Annotated in this window: 19 protein-coding genes and 1 riboswitch; of the genes, 5 read left to right on the top strand and 14 right to left on the bottom strand. The window is 44.6% G+C overall.

The features are described 5' to 3' along the window. Positions 1 to 370: 370 nt before the first annotated feature. The 3 genes from BVI01S_RS16975 to BVI01S_RS22990 all read left to right on the top strand — a co-directional run bounded on the left by BVI01S_RS16975 (position 371) and on the right by BVI01S_RS22990 (position 1,349). Positions 371 to 946 (top strand): sigma-70 family RNA polymerase sigma factor, encoded by a 576-nt coding sequence (locus BVI01S_RS16975; RefSeq protein WP_061811041.1) that lies wholly within the window; start codon positions 371 to 373, stop codon positions 944 to 946. Between the two features lie 3 nt (positions 947 to 949). Continuing rightward, positions 950 to 1,171 (top strand): helix-turn-helix domain-containing protein, encoded by a 222-nt coding sequence (locus BVI01S_RS16970; protein WP_061811040.1) that lies wholly within the window; start codon positions 950 to 952, stop codon positions 1,169 to 1,171. 85 nt (positions 1,172 to 1,256) lie between these two features. Further along, entirely contained in the window at positions 1,257 to 1,349 is a 93-nt protein-coding gene (locus BVI01S_RS22990; RefSeq protein WP_219169586.1) for a putative holin-like toxin, read from the top strand. A 70-nt stretch (positions 1,350 to 1,419) separates the two neighbouring features. Here the strand turns inward: BVI01S_RS22990 and BVI01S_RS16965 are convergent, their stop codons facing one another. After that, positions 1,420 to 2,511, bottom strand: coding sequence for a PQQ-dependent sugar dehydrogenase (locus BVI01S_RS16965; RefSeq protein ID WP_061811039.1), 1,092 nt, complete (start codon positions 2,509 to 2,511; stop codon positions 1,420 to 1,422). A 59-nt stretch (positions 2,512 to 2,570) separates the two neighbouring features. Beyond that, positions 2,571 to 3,440 carry a Cof-type HAD-IIB family hydrolase gene (locus BVI01S_RS16960; protein WP_061811038.1) on the bottom strand — a complete coding sequence of 290 codons (870 nt, stop codon included), beginning with the start codon at positions 3,438 to 3,440 and terminating at the stop codon, positions 2,571 to 2,573. 181 nt (positions 3,441 to 3,621) lie between these two features. Here BVI01S_RS16960 and BVI01S_RS16955 point away from each other — a divergent pair, with 181 nt between their 5' ends. Then, the gene (locus BVI01S_RS16955; protein ID WP_061811037.1) at positions 3,622 to 4,935 is read left to right on the top strand and encodes a short-chain fatty acid transporter; all 1,314 of its coding nucleotides are present in this window, start codon (positions 3,622 to 3,624) and stop codon (positions 4,933 to 4,935) included. Positions 4,936 to 5,060: 125 nt separating this feature from the next. Here the strand turns inward: BVI01S_RS16955 and sda are convergent, their stop codons facing one another. Then, positions 5,061 to 5,192 carry a sporulation histidine kinase inhibitor Sda gene (gene sda / locus BVI01S_RS22245; protein WP_079532306.1) on the bottom strand — a complete coding sequence of 44 codons (132 nt, stop codon included), beginning with the start codon at positions 5,190 to 5,192 and terminating at the stop codon, positions 5,061 to 5,063. 371 nt (positions 5,193 to 5,563) lie between these two features. Here sda and BVI01S_RS16950 point away from each other — a divergent pair, with 371 nt between their 5' ends. After that, positions 5,564 to 6,925, top strand: a complete 1,362-nt coding sequence (locus tag BVI01S_RS16950; RefSeq protein WP_034764969.1) for a YjiH family protein — start codon at positions 5,564 to 5,566, stop codon at positions 6,923 to 6,925. 47 nt (positions 6,926 to 6,972) lie between these two features. Here the strand turns inward: BVI01S_RS16950 and BVI01S_RS16945 are convergent, their stop codons facing one another. The 11 genes from BVI01S_RS16945 to BVI01S_RS16895 all read right to left on the bottom strand — a co-directional run bounded on the left by BVI01S_RS16945 (position 6,973) and on the right by BVI01S_RS16895 (position 19,117). After that, complete coding sequence (locus tag BVI01S_RS16945; protein ID WP_061811036.1) at positions 6,973 to 8,307, bottom strand: cytochrome P450; 1,335 nt, start codon at positions 8,305 to 8,307, stop codon at positions 6,973 to 6,975. 172 nt (positions 8,308 to 8,479) lie between these two features. Beyond that, entirely contained in the window at positions 8,480 to 9,745 is a 1,266-nt protein-coding gene (locus BVI01S_RS16940) for an ATP-binding protein (protein ID WP_244886950.1), read from the bottom strand. 31 nt (positions 9,746 to 9,776) lie between these two features. Continuing rightward, a complete protein-coding gene (locus tag BVI01S_RS16935; RefSeq protein WP_061811035.1) occupies positions 9,777 to 11,327 on the bottom strand; it encodes a hypothetical protein in 1,551 nt (516 codons plus the stop codon). Positions 11,328 to 11,534: 207 nt separating this feature from the next. Next, positions 11,535 to 12,476 (bottom strand): L-threonine 3-dehydrogenase, encoded by a 942-nt coding sequence (locus BVI01S_RS16930; protein ID WP_061811034.1) that lies wholly within the window; start codon positions 12,474 to 12,476, stop codon positions 11,535 to 11,537. 90 nt (positions 12,477 to 12,566) lie between these two features. Continuing rightward, complete coding sequence (locus BVI01S_RS16925; RefSeq protein WP_061811033.1) at positions 12,567 to 13,757, bottom strand: glycine C-acetyltransferase; 1,191 nt, start codon at positions 13,755 to 13,757, stop codon at positions 12,567 to 12,569. A gap of 256 nt (positions 13,758 to 14,013) precedes the next feature. Further along, positions 14,014 to 15,192 carry a MalY/PatB family protein gene (locus BVI01S_RS16920; protein WP_061811032.1) on the bottom strand — a complete coding sequence of 393 codons (1,179 nt, stop codon included), beginning with the start codon at positions 15,190 to 15,192 and terminating at the stop codon, positions 14,014 to 14,016. Positions 15,193 to 15,305: 113 nt separating this feature from the next. Further along, positions 15,306 to 16,001 (bottom strand): DNA alkylation repair protein, encoded by a 696-nt coding sequence (locus tag BVI01S_RS16915; protein WP_061811031.1) that lies wholly within the window; start codon positions 15,999 to 16,001, stop codon positions 15,306 to 15,308. Between the two features lie 249 nt (positions 16,002 to 16,250). After that, positions 16,251 to 16,895, bottom strand: a complete 645-nt coding sequence (locus BVI01S_RS16910) for a YczE/YyaS/YitT family protein (protein WP_061811030.1) — start codon at positions 16,893 to 16,895, stop codon at positions 16,251 to 16,253. Positions 16,896 to 17,010: 115 nt separating this feature from the next. Then, positions 17,011 to 17,364, bottom strand: a complete 354-nt coding sequence (locus BVI01S_RS16905) for a VOC family protein (protein ID WP_061811029.1) — start codon at positions 17,362 to 17,364, stop codon at positions 17,011 to 17,013. 11 nt (positions 17,365 to 17,375) lie between these two features. Continuing rightward, positions 17,376 to 18,389 (bottom strand): S-adenosylmethionine:tRNA ribosyltransferase-isomerase, encoded by a 1,014-nt coding sequence (locus BVI01S_RS16900; protein ID WP_061811028.1) that lies wholly within the window; start codon positions 18,387 to 18,389, stop codon positions 17,376 to 17,378. Next, positions 18,386 to 19,117, bottom strand: a complete 732-nt coding sequence (locus tag BVI01S_RS16895; RefSeq protein WP_061811027.1) for an SDR family NAD(P)-dependent oxidoreductase — start codon at positions 19,115 to 19,117, stop codon at positions 18,386 to 18,388. Before BVI01S_RS16895 ends, BVI01S_RS16900 begins: the two co-directional genes overlap by 4 nt. A 196-nt stretch (positions 19,118 to 19,313) precedes the next feature. Beyond that, a riboswitch (ZMP/ZTP riboswitch) is annotated at positions 19,314 to 19,410 on the top strand. Positions 19,411 to 19,415: the final 5 nt, after the last annotated feature.

Raw genomic sequence — 19,415 nt, 5'->3', positions numbered from 1 at the left:
TTTAAGTGTCCAACATTATGGGGCCAGTGCAAAGAGCCCGAGGAGGCTCAACTCACGCCCCGCGGAAAGCGAGCACCTGCAGCGGAAATCAACCAACCACTCGCCTTTTCAAAAGCAACAAACTCTCGTTAAGATACTTCTATAAACTAAACCCATCTAATATGTGGATAATAAGGGAAAATTAGTGCATTCATCACTTACTTGATTCTGTAATATATGATTTAATAGATAGTACTATGGATCGATTAAAGAGAAGAAGGTTGTGGAAATGGGTCCCTTCCGCTTCTTTATAGAGTAAAAGCAGAGAGAATTTTTCTCCTCTTTTTTTTTACTCAAAAATCGAACATACGTTCTATTGGTGGTGAAAAAAATGGATCCATTAGTGAGTGAATTTTATCGTCATTATCCTCATCTCAAATACAATAAAGCCGTTGAGTCCTTTATCAGTCAAACGGAGAACCGGAAGTTAGTCGAAGATTTTTTACATCACCCCAGTGCAAGTAAGGAAGATCATTTAAACGAAGCGTTTAAAGCCTATTATTTTGATATCCGATTTACCTCTTACGTCAGTTCATCCCTTTATTTTCACAGTGTGAACTTTGACAAACAGATAAGAAAATATAGCGAACGTCATCCTCTTACCCTGGATGACCGGGTGGGTGAAGATGGTGGATCATATGTGGACCTTGTTCCGGATCCGGACTCGGATATTGCGCCTTTCACCAATTATTCGACTTTAATGGAATGTCTGGAGAACGAGGAACTCCTTCAGGCCTATAAAACATTGACGGAAAAACAGAAGCATATCCTGGATTTAGCTTATGTACAGGAACGATCTGATACTCAGATCGCAAGGATGCAGGGCGTATCCCAACAAGCCATCTCGAAAACCCATCGAAAAGCGTTACGCAAATTAAAATCCATTTTAGAAAAAGGAGAATCATAAACTATGGGAATTTTATACGATCTAGTTAAAGAAGCGAAGGGCAACACGGAATATGAAACGAAGATCATCCGGAGGTTCGAACCGAAAATCAGGAAGTCGCTGTATCTGACCCGACTCGAAAACAGGGACGACCTGGAGCAGGAGTTGAAAATCAAATTGATCCGGTATGTCAGGGACTACTCATTGGACAATATACCGGGATTATTTGACGAAAAGAAGCAGTAAGGTCAGATGAAATATATTCCATTTATTTCAAGCGTATAGGACAATCTTGAATCCGGGAAGCCTTAGAATAAGGAGGCGATGTATAATGAATACATTCGAAGTATTATCTCTGATGCTTAGTTTTGGGATGTTCGTGATTGCGATTCTGAAAGCCAATGATGAAAATAAACATTCATGAACACGCTTTTGAGCGTGTTTTTTTTTTGCAAAAAAAACCTCCCCAAAACGAGAGGGAGGTTTCCGTCACTCTATTCTTCATTCATCACTGACTTTAGGTCCACCTCATACAACTTATCATCATTCTCACGGGGGATTCCCCGCCCATCTGTGTTGTTTGAGACAAAATAAAGGGTGTCCCCTTCCACCAGTACATCCCTGACACGACCAAATCCTTTGAGAAGGTCGGTTACTTCCCCCGTTTCTGTATCAAATCGTTTTACGCTTTGACCAGCCAGGGCTGCGAACACGAAATCTTCCTTCCAGAAATCCGCTCCTGATGGGGCCCATGAAGGCTCACCGGAGTTTGACAGCGGGGACACCATGCCCTCGGCCTTATCATCTCCTGTGATCTTCGGCCATCCGTAGTTGTTTCCTGCCTTGATCAGGTTGACTTCATCATACCCATTCGGACCATGTTCAGTTTCATACAGTTCACCATCCCGATTCCAGGCAAGGCCTTGGGGATTCCGGTGGCCGTAGCTGTAAACAGGTGAATCTTTAAATGGGTTATCGGACGGGATTCCTCCATCCAAGTCAATGCGAAGAATTTTCCCTCCAAGGAAGGATAGATCTTGAGCATGATCCTGCCTGGTGGCATCCCCTGTAGTAATGTAGAGCCTGTCATCGGGACCGATTTCAAGCCTGCCACCTTGATGAAACTGCCCGCTTGGAATCCGGTCCAACAGGACTTTTTCCTCGGTCCACTCGTTTGCAGTCCGCTTCAGGGCTACGACCCGATTGTAATGGTCCCCGGAATCATCGTACGAATAGTAGGCAAATGCCTGTTGGTTGGTTTTGAATTCGGGATGAAGCACAAATCCTAACAGTCCGGCTTCAGGGCTACTCGATAATGGCTTGGAAAAACTGGTTTTGACCACGGATTTTTCCCCATCCATTATCTCCACAATTCCGCCTGTCCGCTGTGTGATATAAAATACATTGTCCTGATTCTGGATGGACCAGGGAATTGACAGATCCTGCGCCACTACCTTACTCTCGACACTTGGTCTCGTGACGGATTCACTTTCTTCCTGCTGCCCATCTGGCTGTCCGAACGAACAGGCACTAAGTAATAAGCTCTGACTTATGATCAATACGAGCCAACCCATTTTGATTTTCATCCTACCAGCTCCCCTTATTCACTCTTTTTAACCAGTATGGACAACAGAAGAGGTTCTCATTACTTTGCCGGTTGTTGGATGACTTCCTGAATGGCTTTGGCCACACCATCTTCCTTATTGGTTGCCGTGATGAATGGACAGAAGTCCTTAATCTGATCCAGGGCGTTCCCCATGGCTACGGGTCTTCCGACTACTTTCATCATGGACAGGTCGTTAAGATTATCTCCCATGGCCATGGCATTCTCAGCTGACAGTCCTTTGTCTTTCAGCAGTTTCTCAAGAGCAACACCTTTTTGTGCCTCAAGACTGTTCACTTCAATATTTTCTTTACCTGATGAGCTGATGGCGATGCCTGTAAGGGCACTTAATTTCTCGTTCGCTTCCTGTAGCTGCTTCTCATCAAAGGAGAAAACAAGGAATTTGTATACAAGCTGGTTGTCATCCTCGAACAGGACCCCGTAATCTTCCACCAATTTGATATGCCCTTTTTCAAAGCGTTCCCTGGCAGCTTGTCTCACTTGTTCTTCAGACACGCCGGGATTGGCTGTTGTGAAAATGTTGACGATTAATTCGACTCCCATTTCATAGTTTTCCGTATACGTTCCCTCGTCTGTGTAGATTTCAAAGTAAATGCCGGTTTCATTTAAGACAGCGGCAATCTCTCTTGCACGTGCTGACTCAATGCCCGCCTGATAGATGATTTCGCCTTGTTTGTTCCGCACTTCTGCTCCATTGGCACAGACGATATCGCATGAGATGCCTGCCTCCTCTATGACATATCGGGCTTCCTCATATGACCTGCCTGTGGCTACCACTACTTCGATTCCCTGCTCCTGTGCGTCCAGGATGGCCTGCTTATTCGCTTCACTGATTTCCTGTTTTTCATTTAATAATGTTCCGTCCATATCTGTAGCAATGAATGTAATCATTTGTAAACACCTTCCTGTTGTTGAGTATTCTTAATTTAGCCATTGTATCATGAAATATTTATACACTTATAGTAATGGACGTTCAAAATCAAGATTCTGGCAATTATCTGAAATTGAAAGGGTTTTCATTCATCACTATAGAAGAATAGTATGGAGGTATATTTTTATAAGGGGGATGAAGATGAAAGGACTTATTTCATTGTCTAACAAAATCATGCAGCGCTATTTGCCTGATCCATTTTTATTTGTGGTCATTTTAACGTTGGCCGTGTTCGGTCTTGGGCTCATTTTCACTGAAAGTTCGAGCCTTGAGATGGTTCAGTATTGGGGGGATGGGTTCTGGAGCCTGCTCGCCTTTTCCATGCAGATGGTACTTGTCCTTGTGACAGGGTATGTCCTTGCGAGCAGTCCATTGTTTAAACGTTTCCTCGGATTTCTTGCTTCGTTCGCCAAATCTCCCGGCTCTGCCATAGTGATCGTGACCGTCGTGTCCATGATTGCAAGCTGGATCAACTGGGGGTTCGGACTGGTCATCGGGGCATTGTTTGCGAAAGAACTGGCCAAACGGGTGAAGGGCGTCGATTACCGCTTGCTCATTGCCAGTGCCTACTCAGGATTTGTGGTCTGGCATGCAGGATTCTCCGGGTCGATCCCGTTATCGATTGCGACTGACGGTCATCCGTTCCAGGATTTGATCGGGGTCATCTCGACCAATGAAACCATCTTTGCAACATCCACTCTCATCATCGTGGCCGCATTATTCATCGTCCTACCCATCACCAACAGGATGTTAATGCCAGCGAAAGAGGAGACGATTACGGTTGATCCTGAGCTCTTCAATGAGACAGCTGCCACTCTTGAAAAAGAAGCAATGACTCCTGCCGATAAGCTTGAGAACAGCATGGTCTTATCGATTATCGTGGCGGTGCTCGGGATTGTGTTCTTATTCTCGTACTTTATTAAAAATGGTTTCGCACTCAATTTAGATATCGTCAACTTTCTTTTTCTATTTCTGGGCATCCTCTTTCATGGTACGCCGAAGCGCTTCCTTGCAGCCGTACAGGAGGCCATTAAGGGAGCAAGCGGAATTGTCATCCAGTTTCCTTTCTACGCGGGAATCATGGGGATGATGACGGCATCCGGACTCGCTGTCGTCATGAGTGAAGCTTTCGTATCGATCTCAAATGATGTGACGTTTTACTTCTTTGCCTTCCTGAGCGCAGGGATTGTCAACTTCTTCGTTCCTTCGGGTGGCGGACAGTGGGCCGTTCAGGCACCGATCATGCTCGATGCCGCTCAAACCCTCGATGCATCGGTCGCCAAGACCGCCATGGCCGTTGCATGGGGTGATGCCTGGACCAACTTGATCCAGCCATTCTGGGCTTTACCGGCTCTAGCCATCGCGGGACTGAAGGCAAAGGATATTATGGGCTATTGTGTGATTATCCTTGTCATCAGTGGAGTTGTTATTTCACTGGGTTTACTATTTTTATAACAGAAAAAGCGAAAGCACCATTCTCGTTGATGGTGCTTTTTTCTTGGATCAATAAAAAGGCCAGCCTCCCTGAGAGACCAGCCGTTATGTATGGACGTTCATTATCTATTATATTCGCTTGTCTTCTAGCGTACACTTTCCCTTCTTTCCATCTCCCCTTCTAGCATCTCAATAAACTCTTCTTCCAACCCTTCTTCTTGTGCCAGTTGATACACATTGGTCAATTGCTCTTCAGTAAGTTTTGTTAAAGATGTCATCCATTACAACTCCTGACTATCTAAGGTATGAATTCTTTATACCCACTTAAAAGAAGGATAAACCTCTATTTTCAAAATATATAATCTATTATTAGTTCAAAACTCACCAGCACCTGAATTATTATTGAAATTTTTTAAAATTTTAGTAAAATGAAAGGTATACATAAAGATAGCGCTTTCTTTTTTGTATCATTATTTATTTTGATTTATCTATCACTCTATGTTTGACCTGTCCCTTCTTTGGGAAAACCATCTGAGGGATACATACATGCCTTTCCGGGAATTTTCTATAGACAAATTTATATGTATGCATTAGAATGAATAATGTTTCATTTTTCCGTTACTGTTACTACTACTTCTGAGGTGAATTTATGAATCAGCAACATCGTTTTACAACAACCAGTCATTTACGCTTTATCATCCCTTCCTTATTGGGAGTTTTCTTATTTATGATACCGATTCCGGGGAAAGACGGAATTACGATACCGATCGCGGTCTTATCCGGACTTCTGCAGGACTGGATCGGCAGCTATGTACCGGCGATAATGACGGGGTTGATCATCCTGACGGTCATCGGGACGTTAGTCACCAAGCTCGCACAGCCGGATTTCATTAAAAAATCACCGTTTTTCACTAGTCTATTTGATGTTCGACCTGTATGGGCCGTTGTCAGAGTAGTCGGAGCCATCTTTGCCGTGATGACTCTGTTTAAATTAGGTCCTGAGTGGGTCTGGTCTGATGCAACAGGTGGACTTCTATTAAACGCGGACGGACTTCTTACCATTCTTTTTTCTGTATTTCTTTTTGCAGGACTCTTCCTGCCGCTATTATTAAATTTTGGACTACTGGAATTATTCGGGGCACTCTTAACGAAAATTATGCGCCCTGTATTCGGCCTTCCGGGTCGTTCTTCCATTGACTGCTTAGCGTCATGGCTGGGTGACGGTACGATCGGCGTGCTATTGACAAGTAAACAATATGAAGATGGTTATTATACGAAGAAGGAAGCAGCGGTCATTGGGACAACCTTCTCAGTCGTATCCATCACTTTCTGCCTTGTTGTCATTTCACAGGTGAATCTTGGGGAATACTTCATTCCATTTTACCTGACTGTATCTGCCTCCGGACTCCTTGCAGCGATTATCCTGCCGAGGATCCCGCCACTATCCCGAAAACCTGACACGTATTTCAATGGTCAGGAAGGGAAGAACACGATGGAAGAGATCCCTGAAGGTTACAGCCGGGTCGGTTATGGCTACGAGCAGGCTCTTGTACAAGCAAAGAACAACAACAGTGCATCGAAGTTTTTCTCAGATGGAATGAAAAACGTGTTGGATATGTGGATGGGGGTCGCTCCCATCGTCATGGCAATCGGGACCACAGCCCTGATTGTTGCCGAGAATACGAAGTTCTTCGAATACATCGGTATGCCGCTTATTCCGATCCTCGAGCTTCTGCAAATCCCGGAAGCAACGGAAGCATCACGCTCCATCCTTGTCGGGTTTGCTGATATGTTCCTGCCGGCCATCTTCGGATCCGGAATTGAAAGTGAGCTGACGCGCTTTGTCATCGCCTGCTTATCTGTCACTCAATTAATCTACATGTCTGAAGTTGGCGGACTGCTCCTTGGTTCCAAGATCCCGGTCGATTTCAAGGACTTGGTCATCATCTTCCTGCAGCGTACATTCTTGACATTACTTGTGATTGTAGCGATTGCTCATATGATCTTTTAAGAATAGGAAAACCCAGGTTCGGATTCGAACCTGGGTTTTTTGTTTTACTAATCCACTCTTCTTTCAACGTTCATGAACATTCCGCCTTTTGGCCGCAGGGTAATCAATGGGTGGCATTCCACCTTATGGTCACTCGAAATTGTAAAGTTGAACCTTTGAACATATAAGGCCACAATCACCAATGCCTCCTGAAGGGCAAAGTGATTGCCGATACACACTCTCGATCCCCCTCCAAAAGGGAAATAAGCATACGGTGGAATGCTTTCTGCACGTCCTTTATGAAAGCGTTCCGGATCAAAGCTCAATGGGTCCTGGAAGTACTTTGGATTCCGATGCATGATATATGGAGAAATGAGGACATTTTCTCCTTTCTTTATAAAGTGGTCACCGACCTTCACGCCCCTTACAGAAGTCCTTCCAAACATCCATACTGGCGGGTATAGACGTAAGGTTTCCTCCAAGGCTTGGCTTGTATAAGGAAGCTTTGGGAGGTGCTCACTGCATAGTTCTTCTTTCCCCACTACCCGATCTACTTCTTCATAGACACGTTCTTTCACCTTTTCGTTGTTTTCTAACGCATAGAAGAACCAGGAAAGAAGATTGGCCGTTGTCTCATGTCCCGCCACAAAAATGGTCATCACTTCATCGATCAATTGATCTCTCTTCATATGATTGCCTTCATCATTACGGGAATGGAGCAGGGCATGAAGGAGGTCCTCTTTTTCTTCAGACAGAATCTCTCTATGCTGGATGATTTCCTCTACGACTCTCTTAAGTTCTTCAATGGAGGCCTTATATTGCTTCAGCTCAGGAAGAGGCCATGAGACAGGGGGCTTAAGGAAAGAGCGAATCCGCTTTGTCGCCATTTCCAGGATCTTTTCCAGATGAACCCCTACTTTCTCATGTCCTTCGTGATCATTCATATTAAACATAGTCTTTGTTATGACCGCCAATGTCACTTGCATCATGTCCTTGGATATATCCCTTAAGGCCGTCCCCGCCTCCCAGCCTTCCATCGTGCCAGAGGCTGAACCTATCATTTCACTCACATACTTTTGGATATGACGGGGGGTGAAATAAGGCTGCATAATTTTCCTCTGCTTTGTATGTAAGGGACACTCACTTGTAACAAGTCCTTCACCGATCAGGAGAGACAACTCTTTGAATTGGTTTGATTTTTGAAAGCTTTTAGATTGAGTGACAAGCACTTCTTTTACCAATGCAGGGTTCAACAGTAAATGAACAGTACGATTTGCAAAGCGGAATTGTACCCTTTCATCATTCTTGGTTGCCTGTGATTCTAAAAATAAGAGTGGATCTTTTCTGAACTTATCTAACATACCCAGTGGATGGAGGGAATGAAGGACGGTTCCATTGGTCATCCTTTTCAGGCTCCTTTCAGTGTTTACGTTTGGAAACTCCTTTTATCTTATTCATCCGTTCTCTTCATTAATCCATTTTTCATGCATGCAAAAAATCCGAACGATTTAGATTCAAATCAAACCGTTCGGATTTTCTTTTGGCTGAAACCCTTTGGTCGCAGCCTCTATATGATTATTGATCCTCTAAGGGAAAGGTGACTTCCACCCTCGTTCCCTTGTTCACCTCAGAATCAATCTGAAGGGATCCTTTATGGTCTTCGATGATCTTTTGACTGATCGTTAGACCCAGTCCCATGCCCTTTTCTTTCAGTGTGAAGAACGGCTCTCCCAGTCGTTTCAAACGATCTGGAGGGATACCGGTCCCCTCATCCTCGATGATGATATGAATGGACTCATTCCTTATTTTCCAATCGACATCAATTTCCCCTTCATCCATGGATTCAATGGCGTTTTTGATAATGTTGATAAACACCTGGATGCATTGATTCTTGTCACCAAATACAAGAATCGGGGATGTAGGGAGCTTGATGTTCAACGTGATTCCCTTCAGAAGCGCTTCATGTCCCATGACTTTGACCACATATCGCAGCACTTCACTCATATCAAAAGACTGGAATTCCCTCATTTGGGGTTTCGATAAGATAAGCAGTTCTCCGACAATCTGGTTGATCCTGTCCATTTCGGATGACATGACCTTAAGATAGTGACCTGACACATGCTCATTTTCTTCCAATAATTGAATGAAGCCTTTGATACTTGTTAGGGGATTCCTGATTTCATGCGCGATCCCCGCTGCCAGCTCTCCCACTACGGAAAGCTTTTCTTTCCGTAACAGCATTTCTTCGGCGATCTTCTGCTGGGAAATATCCCTGCCGATGATGACCAGGCCCTTTCGTTCCTGATTCGAATGGAATAAAGGGACCTTAATGACGTCAAAGGTTTTAAACTCTCCGTTCGGAAGATAAAACCCTTCTTCGCATCGTGTAACTTGTTCTGCTTTCCACGACTCCTCATCGGAATCGATGCAATAATCAAAGGCGTCTTTAAAGAAGGGAACCAATTTGCCCAGTTCCTTATCCGTCTTACCGACATAATCAATGCCCTCCAGGTTATACAGCTCCCGACCAAACTGATTCACCTTTAACCAGCGTCCTTCCCCATCTTTGAAACAAACAAAATCGGGTAGCGAATGAAGGAGGGTCGAGAGCTGATTTTCTTCTTCCAACAGTGTCTGATGCTTTAGTATAAACCGGTTCCCTTCCTTTAACAGAAAAAGGAGAACCGCTGCCGCTATGCTCACCAGAAGAAGGGAAGCGATGATATTCCAAGGCTTGTCAAGCATGAGTAAAGCGAGGATCAGAAACACGAATAGAGCCATCATGATCATGATTAATTTATGGAATGCATGTGTCTTCGTACGCTTCATTTTCTCTATCATTTTTGTCACCCGTCTCACTCATACTTTTTATTTAAAATAAATTAAATATATACGGTCCAATCGATGTGATATAAAAGAGGACGTAGACTCCCATAAAGTAGAAAGCACCGGCGAAGGATCCCCACTCTGGATCTCTTCCTTTTTTCCAGATCACCCAGGTGATGACGCTTAACAGCAACAGCAGTGCATAGCTGCTACCAGGGAACACAAAATACTCCGGTGCCACCTGATAAAAATATGGGTTCATCGCTTTACTTGTATAGGTGATCGGCATAAGCAGGAAGATGATGATTGAAGCATATTCCGCCCAGCTGATCCCGTCTTTTTCGAATACATTCGGTCTGAATATATAAAGCAATATTAACAGGAATAAAGAAGGTAAAAACCAGTAAAAAGATGTGAGGGTGGTGACGATGCTGCTGAACATCATAAGAACGCCATTGTTGAGCGCCTCCCTCACTGTTCTTCCTGTCCATTCAGTACTCTCTGAAACCACCTGTTCATCTTGAGATGCTCCATATAGTTCATATGTACCACCATCATAATTAAACCAAACCAGTGATTCGTCCGTTAATTGAACGGGAGAATACGTAACATGTTTTGTTGTGTTGAGAGAGGTTCCCTCCAGCATGTCACCATCTTCATATGGAGCCGAGTATAGGCGGATGGAGCTGTTATCCCCGACCTGTTGTCCTTCTGAGGTGAACAAGACAGAATCTACTCCACCCAGTTTCACAAACTGAACTCCACCTGGGCTTACAAGCTTTTCACCGGTGCTTTTATTCATGAACTCCAGTTTACTCCCTTTCAAGATGGAGGCTCCTAATTCTTGTAACGGGGCCTGTATCTTGTACACATTATAAGAAAGGGCGCCTTGAGAACGAGATTTTTCATTATAAAGCAGGTTAAGCTCCCCATCCTTCACTTTAAACGTCAATCCGTCCATCATTTTGTCCTGTGCTGTATTAACAATCATAAATGGCTTTTCGATTGGTTCACCTTTTTCATCCATATAGTAAACAAAATCATGTGTATCATCTTTCTTCACTTGTATGACGGAAATGCCGTCCGCCCCCACGCGAATATCAGAAATTTCAGACGGGAAAGTATAGACTTCGTCAACCGAACCGTCTTGGAGTCCGTACTGGAACAATTTTTCATTTTTCCAAAAATAGACCTGATCGGTTCCTGTCCCTAATCCAGTAATCTCTTCAGAAAGAATCTTATCCTTTTGATCCTGGGTCTGAACTAAGTTTCCATTCTTATAGTAGATGAATCGTTTCCCATCTGTCCAAAATGGGTAGCCCCTCGTAATTTTCGTATTAATGCGTTTCTCGTTTGAAACGGTCATGTCGTCATTGATGGTAAGGGCTTGAATCTGTCCTTTACTTGATACATATAGCTCTTTATTATTTTGAAACAATTGAGGTTTCTCTCCAGCAATGACATTAAGTGGGAGTGACCTACTCCAATCCTGCTGCGGAAGTTCCTTCACGAGAAATAGCTGGTGAACGAACAGGGCAGCAACAAATAATACCATGACCCCTAAAGGTATACCGAATACTTTCATTTTTTCTCTCATCTGAAATCCCCCTTCGGAATGCGTTAGACTTGAAGTTTAGCATAGTCCAGTGAAGTATTCACCATTTTTTTCCACAAAAGGGAGTTATCTGTCTTACATTTCTCTTTCATTATATCATGGTCTTATAAGATATTGTCATTTTTTGTCGTATTTTCAAAGACACCAAAAAAGGATCCCCATGAACGGCTTCACAGGGATCCCTCTCTCTTATTTCGTTTTCAGTTTATCTAGCATATCCGATGTCATCTTGGCTAAATCGTATTCCGCTTTAAAGCCCCATTCGTTCATGGCTGCACTGGAATCGATGGCGTTTGGCCAGCTCTCGGCAATGCTCTGGCGAACGGGATCAACGTTATAATTCAGTTTGAAGTCCGGCTGGTGAACGCGGATCGCCCCGGCGATGTCTTCAGGAGCCACGCTCATGGCTGACACGTTGAAGGAATTACGGTGCAGAAGCTTAGATCCGTCCGCTTCCATCAGGTCGATGATCGCATTAAGGGCGTCGGGCATATACATCATATCCATGTAAGTACCCTCACCAATATAGGAAGTATACTCATTATTTTTGATCGCTTCGTAGTAGATTTCTACCGCATAGTCCGTCGTTCCACCACCTGGTAGGGTCTCATATGAAATGAGTCCAGGGAAACGCAATCCTCTTGTATCCACTCCGAATTTCGTGAAGTAGTAATCTGAAAGAAGCTCACCTGATACTTTGTTCACTCCGTACATGGTCGTAGGGCGCATGATCGTATCCTGAGGCGTTGAATCCTTCGGTGTAGAGGGACCGAATGCTCCGATGGAACTCGGTGTGAAGAATTGGCAGCCTAATTCTCTTGATGTCTCAAGGGCATTCACAAGCCCGCCCATGTTCAGGTTCCATGCAAGCAGCGGCTTCGCTTCTGCAGTCGCAGATAATAGAGCGGCCAGGTGAATGACCGTATCCACGTTATGTGTTTTAGCAATATCAAACATTTTCTCGCCATTGGTGACGTCAAGTTGTTCAAACGGTCCATTTTTCACGACCGGACTATCGGTTTCACGGATATCCGTTGCGATGACGTTATCCGAACCGTATACTTCGCGCATTCTATTGGTGAGCTCGGATCCGATTTGTCCAAGTGCACCCGTTACTAAAATCTTTTTCATCGTCTTTCCTCCTGCATTTACCTTTGGTGATATCGTAAACATAGAGGGCCGGCTATGTAAGTCGCACCCTATACGATTTGTCCTGTTTGATTAGATAATACCCATTTCTTTTCCGACTTTCTCATACGCTGAAATCGCCTGATCAAGCATTTCCTTCGTATGTGCAGCGGAAGGCATGTTTCTGACACGGCCTGTTCCCCTTGGTACAGTCGGGAACACGATGGATTTAGCATAAACCCCTTCTTCATACAGACGCTTACTGAAGTTCTGCGTTGCCTGTTCCTCACCGATGATGACAGGTGTGATGGGTGTTTCACTGTTTCCGATATCGAATCCAAGCTTCGTCAGCTCTTCTTTCAAATAACGGCTGTTTTCCCACATATTATCCTGTAGTTCTGTGGAATTCATGATAAGATCAAGTGCTTCCGTACAAGCCGTCACATCTGCAGGTGTCAAGGATGTAGAGAATAGGAATGGACGGGAACGGACCTTTAACCAATCGATCAGGTTTTGTGTTCCGGCCACATATCCGCCGACTACCCCGATTGCTTTCGATAATGTACCCATTTGGAAGTCGACTTTATCAGACAGACCAAAGTGCTTGACTGTTCCTGCACCTTTTCCAAGGACACCGGAACCGTGGGCATCGTCTACATACGTCATGATATCGAACTCTTCAGCGATTTCAACGATTTCAGGAAGCTTACATACATCCCCGTCCATAGAGAATACGCCGTCTGTGATGATCATGATTTTGTTGTATTGACCGGATTCCTTCGCTTCTTTCGCTTTCGCACGAAGATCTTCCATATCGGAATGACCAAAACGGATGATGTTGGCTTTTGACAGGCGGCACCCGTCAATGATGGATGCGTGATTCAGTTCATCTGAAAGGATGGCATCATTTTTGTCCATTACCGCTGAAATAGCCGCCATATTACAGTTGAAACCGGATTGATAGGCAATCGCCGCTTCTGTTCCTTTGAATTTCGCAAGCTTTTCCTCAAGCTTCACGTGAAGATCCAGCGTACCGTTGATCGTACGGACCGCTCCTGCTCCCACACCATATTCTTTCACCGCTTCAATCGCTACCTTTTTCAGGCGTTCATCTGTAGCAAGTCCAAGATAGTTATTGGAAGATAGGTTCACGAGCTTTTTCCCGTTAATGGTGATCACCGGTCCATTTGCACCTTGCAATGGATCGATTTCATTATACAAACCGCGTGATTTTAAATCTTCAAGGTTCTCTTGTAAAAAGTGATCTAATGTCTTGCTTGTCATATACTCGTCCTCCTGTTATGTAAGCGTTTTAAAAACAAATGTCCACTCCAAAAATACATTATTTATCAGTTGATTCTTTGTGTTTTCTAAGGATTGTTCTATTTTTTAGTTTAACATGTTTTTTTGTGATGGACAAAAAATATCTTCAGATTTCGGTTTAATAGTAGTGTTCCCTTAATGGTTTAAGTTAGTTGATTTTATTTGGGGGAAAAATAAAAGATGAACAAAAGCCGTCACTTCTGTTCATCCACGTTTGTTATTTACTTATCCTGCTTTTTACCCGGTGTTCGAGTATGGCTTCGTGCATTCTTCTCAGGGCAAGGTCGACCCGTTCTTTAGGGCAGGCGATGTTCATCCGGACGAAGGATTGGCCGCTTTCTCCGAATTTGAAGCCTTCGTCAAATTTGACCCGTGCTTTTTCCAGGAAGAATCTGCAAAGCTCATCCCCCTGCATGTCGAGATCTGAGCAGTCGATCCAGATCAGATGGGTGGCCTGTGGCTGGATGGCCCGGAGTTCCGGCAGATGCTGATCCAGATAGTTATGAACATACTGTTTATTCTCTTCCAACACCATCAGGAGCTCATTCAGCCATGGTTCCCCTTCCTCATATGCCGCGATGGTGCCTTCGATCCCGAACACATTCGGGCGCATCAGTCCAAAGCCGGTGAGCTTGTCCTGATACCTTTCCCTTACCTCTTCATTCGGGATAAGGAGGATGGAGGTTTGCAGCCCCGCTATGTTAAATGTTTTACTTGGAGCGGCACATACTATGCTTCTCTTAAGCAGACTCTCATCCACTTTAAAGAGAGGAATATGTTCAAATCCTTCGTACACTAAATCACCGTGCATTTCGTCAGAGATGATCCATAAATCATGACGTTTGGCGATATCACCGATTTTCAACAGTTCCTCATCCGTCCACACCCGACCGACAGGATTATGCGGGCTGCAAAGGATAAGGATCTTGGTTCTTGACCGGCTCGCTTTCTCTTCCAGATCGTCGAAATCGATGGAATACACGCCATCTTTGTAGAGTAACGTATTCTTCACCACCGAACAGCCGTGATTCTCAATCGTGCTATAGAAAGGATAATAAACCGGATCCTGAATGATGACACCGTCTCCAGGCTCAGTCAGAACGGACAACAGTACATTGATTCCGGGAATGATCCCGGGACTGAAGCTGATCCATTCTTTCTTAATATCCATCTGGAAACGCCTTTTCCACCATGACATAATGGACTCAAAGTATCGATCGCTAAATGTCGTATAGCCGTAAATGCCGTGCCGGGCCTTCTTGTTCATTGCTTCCACAATGGCAGAAGAAACCTGGAAGTCCATATCTGCTATACACATAGGGATCACATCCCCTTTTGGAAACGACCATTTAACGGAGTGTGTATTCGTTCTTTCGATGCAATCATTCCAGTTCATATCCCAATGCCCCTCTCAAATCTATCTTTCTTTACTTTATACTAGATTGGGGCCTGGGTGAATACCTGAAAAATAAATAGGAAATTCCCCTTATCTCTTTTCATGACCCCTTGCTACTTTCCCGTTTTCTCCACCTTAGCTTTTCGATTCACATGCTTCAATCCTTCCCGAATGCTGAGTGGAGCCAGCTCCTCTGAAGCGATGAAACGTTTCACCGATTCGGGATTCGTTTTTGAATACTCCCTCAGGGCCCAGCCAATGGCCTTTTGGATAAAGAATTCATTGGATTGACGGTGCATGTTGATATATCTGAAAAGGCGCGCCTCATCGGTTTTTTCTTTATATTTCAATTGATGGAGTATGGCGATGCGATTCAACCACATATTATCTGATTGAATCCATTTCTCTAAGTATGTGTCATCTTCTTCTTTTTGATAGATTTTCCCTACATGATTAGGTGCGATATGATCAATCGTATCCCACCAGGATTTCGTTACAATCATTTCTTCCAAAAGGGGAAGATGCTCTTTTGTTAAGTATCTTGATTGTTTATCGATCAGGCCGAGAGCGGCGTATTGACATTCCCGCTGAGGGCAGGACCAGAGAGAACGGACAATATCAGGCAATTCTTCAATAGGCGGCTTACCGTTCTCCTTCAGAAAATCACGGAGCAAGACAGTGCGTTCCGGACTCCTGATGCCAAAGAACTCAAATTGATTTCTCATATACGCTTCCATGGCTTCCCTGTTTTCACTGTTTTGATGATCGTTCAATAGGGTAATCAGTTTATTAGCATACTCATGACTCATGTAACGTCTCCTCCCTTTGACTCCGTTCCTCACATTCAAAACAACAACTCTTTCCATCCCCCATTTGAACACCGTTAAAGAAACCGTCCAAACAATAGAGGGGCTTTTGACAGAGATAACAATAGTCTACAAGCTCTTTCATACTCCCACCCATTCCTTCTCACATAATAGATCCCGAATACCAGAACTCTATTCATACTTCTGTATGATCGTTTGAAATCCCTTTTAGGCTGTAAAAAAAGACAACCCTTAGCTTGCTAAAGGATTGTCTCGTTTAGTCATCTGTCTTGCAATGAGAAAGTGTAACAGCTTTTTGCTTTGAGGCAATGAAAATCCAACGATGGAACCGAGTCCCAAGGCGATGATAACTGTACCGATCCCGACAGGACCACCCAATAACCAACCAAAGAAGAACACGATGATTTCCATTCCATTCCGGACCCATTGAACTTTCCAACCCGTTTTCTCAACGACCAGCAGCATGAGACTATCCCGCGGTCCCGCTCCGAGGTCCGCTGATACGTACAGACCGATTCCATACCCGATCACTACGATCCCAATGGCAAACACGATGGTCTGCGCTAGGAAAGAATGCGGGTCAGGCAGTATAAAATTGAATACATCTATGAAAATGCCAATTAACAGCATATTGATAAAAGCACCGGCTTTAGGAAATGACCTGGTCCCAAGACCTGTCACAAACAGGATGATGAAGCCCACAATGATGGACCACGTCCCGATCGTCAGACCAAGCTGCTTGAATAACCCATAATGGAATACATCCCAAGGTCCGATTCCAAGGTCTTTCCCTTTGATCGTCAAGCTGATGCCAAACGACAGCACGAGCAGTCCCACAAAGAAAAATGACCAGCGTAAACTCTTTTCTTTATTCATGAAAATCCCTTCCTACACCATAGTCAGTTCATTTATTACCCGGATAACTGTATCACAGATTTCCGGACAAAAAAATTTCATAAAGCCTATGGGTTTGGTGGGGATAAATCACCTTCTACTCTTCAATCAACTCAATGATTTCTCCATCGGGACCAAAGAAAAAAGCCACTTTCCATCCATTTTCAAGAAGAAGAGGGCCTTCCACAGGCACCAGCCCCTTCTCTTTTACGGATTCAACTTCCTTTTCAAGGTCGTCGGCTTCCAATGCGATATGAAGGAATGCACAGGTTGAGCCACCCTCTACGGATTCCTCTATGAGCTCCAACCGGCAATCCCATTTTTTCAGAAACATGATGTTCTCACTTCCCCACTTAAAAACCATTTCTTCCTTAAAGCCAAAGTGGGATTGATAAAATTCCTTTGACCTCTCCAGGCTCTTTACATTCATCCCAATGTGATGAAGTCTCATATCTATTCTCCTTACAATATGATATTCATATCCCCGAATTCATGCCATTTATAGTTCTTTGCCAGGGCCGTTTGATAGGCATGACGCAATTTGTCCTCGGACATGAACGCCTTTAATAGATTCAAATGACTCGCTTCCGGTTCGTGTAGCCCTGTAATGAGGCCGTCTACGATTTGGAGGGATGTATCGCCGGTTATATACAGATTGGTAACACCTTCAGTAGGCTGCAGCTGCCCGTGCTGCGTCATGATCGTCTCAAGTGCCCGTACCACCGTCGTGCCCACTGCAATGACCCTTTTCCCCCGATTCTTTGCGTGGAGGATCTCGTTAACCGCTTCAGGACTCACCCGATAGTCTTCGGGGTGGTGCTTTGGCATCGGCCAACGATCATTCCCATAATAACTTAAGCCTGCGTGGAGCTGGATGAACACAATGCCCACCCCTTTTTCCTTTAAGGCTTGTAATAACCTCCACGTAAAAGCCCTTCCGGCGGAGGCCATTTCAACGGATCCCGGTACCGATCCATAAATATTCTGATAATAATCCAGGGGCCAGGGCTCCGAGATGTATTCATAACGGATGGGCTCGCCGTATTTGAAAATGAAGTCCATCAGCTCACTGTCACCTTTGTTGAACTCAAGCTGTACAAGTGGGCTTTCACTTCCTGGACCCTTTATGCGCCCAGATACCCCTCCTGGAAAATCAATCGGTTCCCCCGCTTGATGGACGTCCCCAAGGATGAGGGCCTCCCACGTGTTACCGCCTCGTTTTCTGGAAAGGCGAACATGGACATTCCGGTTTCCCTGCTTCCCTTTGAGTGAAGCGGGAAGGGTTCTGCTATTATTAAAAACAAGCACATCCCCCTCATGTAAAACATCAGGCAGGTTTTTAAATACAGTATGTTCACACTTACCGTACTCACGGTCCAGCACCATCAGCTTTACGTCATCCCTTTCAAGCCCCTGAAGCTCGATGGGTGTCGTCGCGTTTAAACGGGAAGGGATTTGAAATGAACGTCCATTCATGCCTCCTCCCTCGCTTCCCTTTGATATTCCTGTGCTTCAAATCTGTGACCATTTTCCATAGTCGAAGCATCAGAAGCGAGGTAAAGAAAGACATCCAGGTGATCGTGTGGATTTGCTAAGGGATAATCACATTCGGGTACCGCCTTGTCGTGCATATCCGTGTCCATCTCACCCGGATCCACCATATTCACCCGCACACCCGTCCCGTCGAGCTCATCAGCCCACGTTTGAGTCAGTCCCTCCACCGCGAATTTCGAAATCCCATACGCTCCCCATTCCCCGAAGCCTGTTCGGCCTGCTTCTGACGTTATATTTATGACAGACCCCGTCCCCCTGCTGATCATACCGGGGAGAACCCGTTTCGTGACTAAAAATGGGTTTAACGTATTGATCCTGAGCACCTCCATAAACTCTTCCTCGGGATAATCCGCCAACAGGCGTGGCCCCGGCCCAAACACAGAAGCATTATTTATCAGGACATCCACGCTCCCCCACACTTCCTCTGTTACCGACACGAAGCGATCAACATCCCGTGCATTCGAAACATCTGCCTCACATGCCACTACTTCAGCACCTAATGCCCTCAATACTTCTTCAACTTCCTTTAGTGGACCGGCATTCCTCGCACAGATGGCGACCTTCGCTCCTTCTTCAGCAAACTTCATAGCCAAAGCCTTCCCGAGCCCCTTTGAAGCACCCGTTATCATGACGATTTTTTGTTCGAACATATTCCATACCCCTTTCATTTCTTTTATTATTCAAATTGTATGAAATAATCAAAGGCAAAAAATCGTCTATTTGAGGTTGAACCTTATAGAAAATTAGATGTAGCACATTCTCAGCCTTTTGATGTATCCCAGCAAAAAACACGAACATTAACACTGGAAATATACTTTATATTCGTGTTACAATGAATTTGAAGATAATTAGAGCAGTGACTGGCGAAAATGTGGAATCAACCACGAGGGAGCTGCGAATTTTACAAAACATGAGCCATTAGCCGTTCGCCTGGGCAGAAGGCAAGGG

The sequence above is a fragment of the Rossellomorea vietnamensis NBRC 101237 genome (assembly GCF_001591825.1).
Taxonomy (GTDB): domain Bacteria; phylum Bacillota; class Bacilli; order Bacillales; family Bacillaceae_B; genus Rossellomorea; species Rossellomorea vietnamensis.
This window is presented reverse-complemented; position numbering and strand designations above follow the sequence as displayed.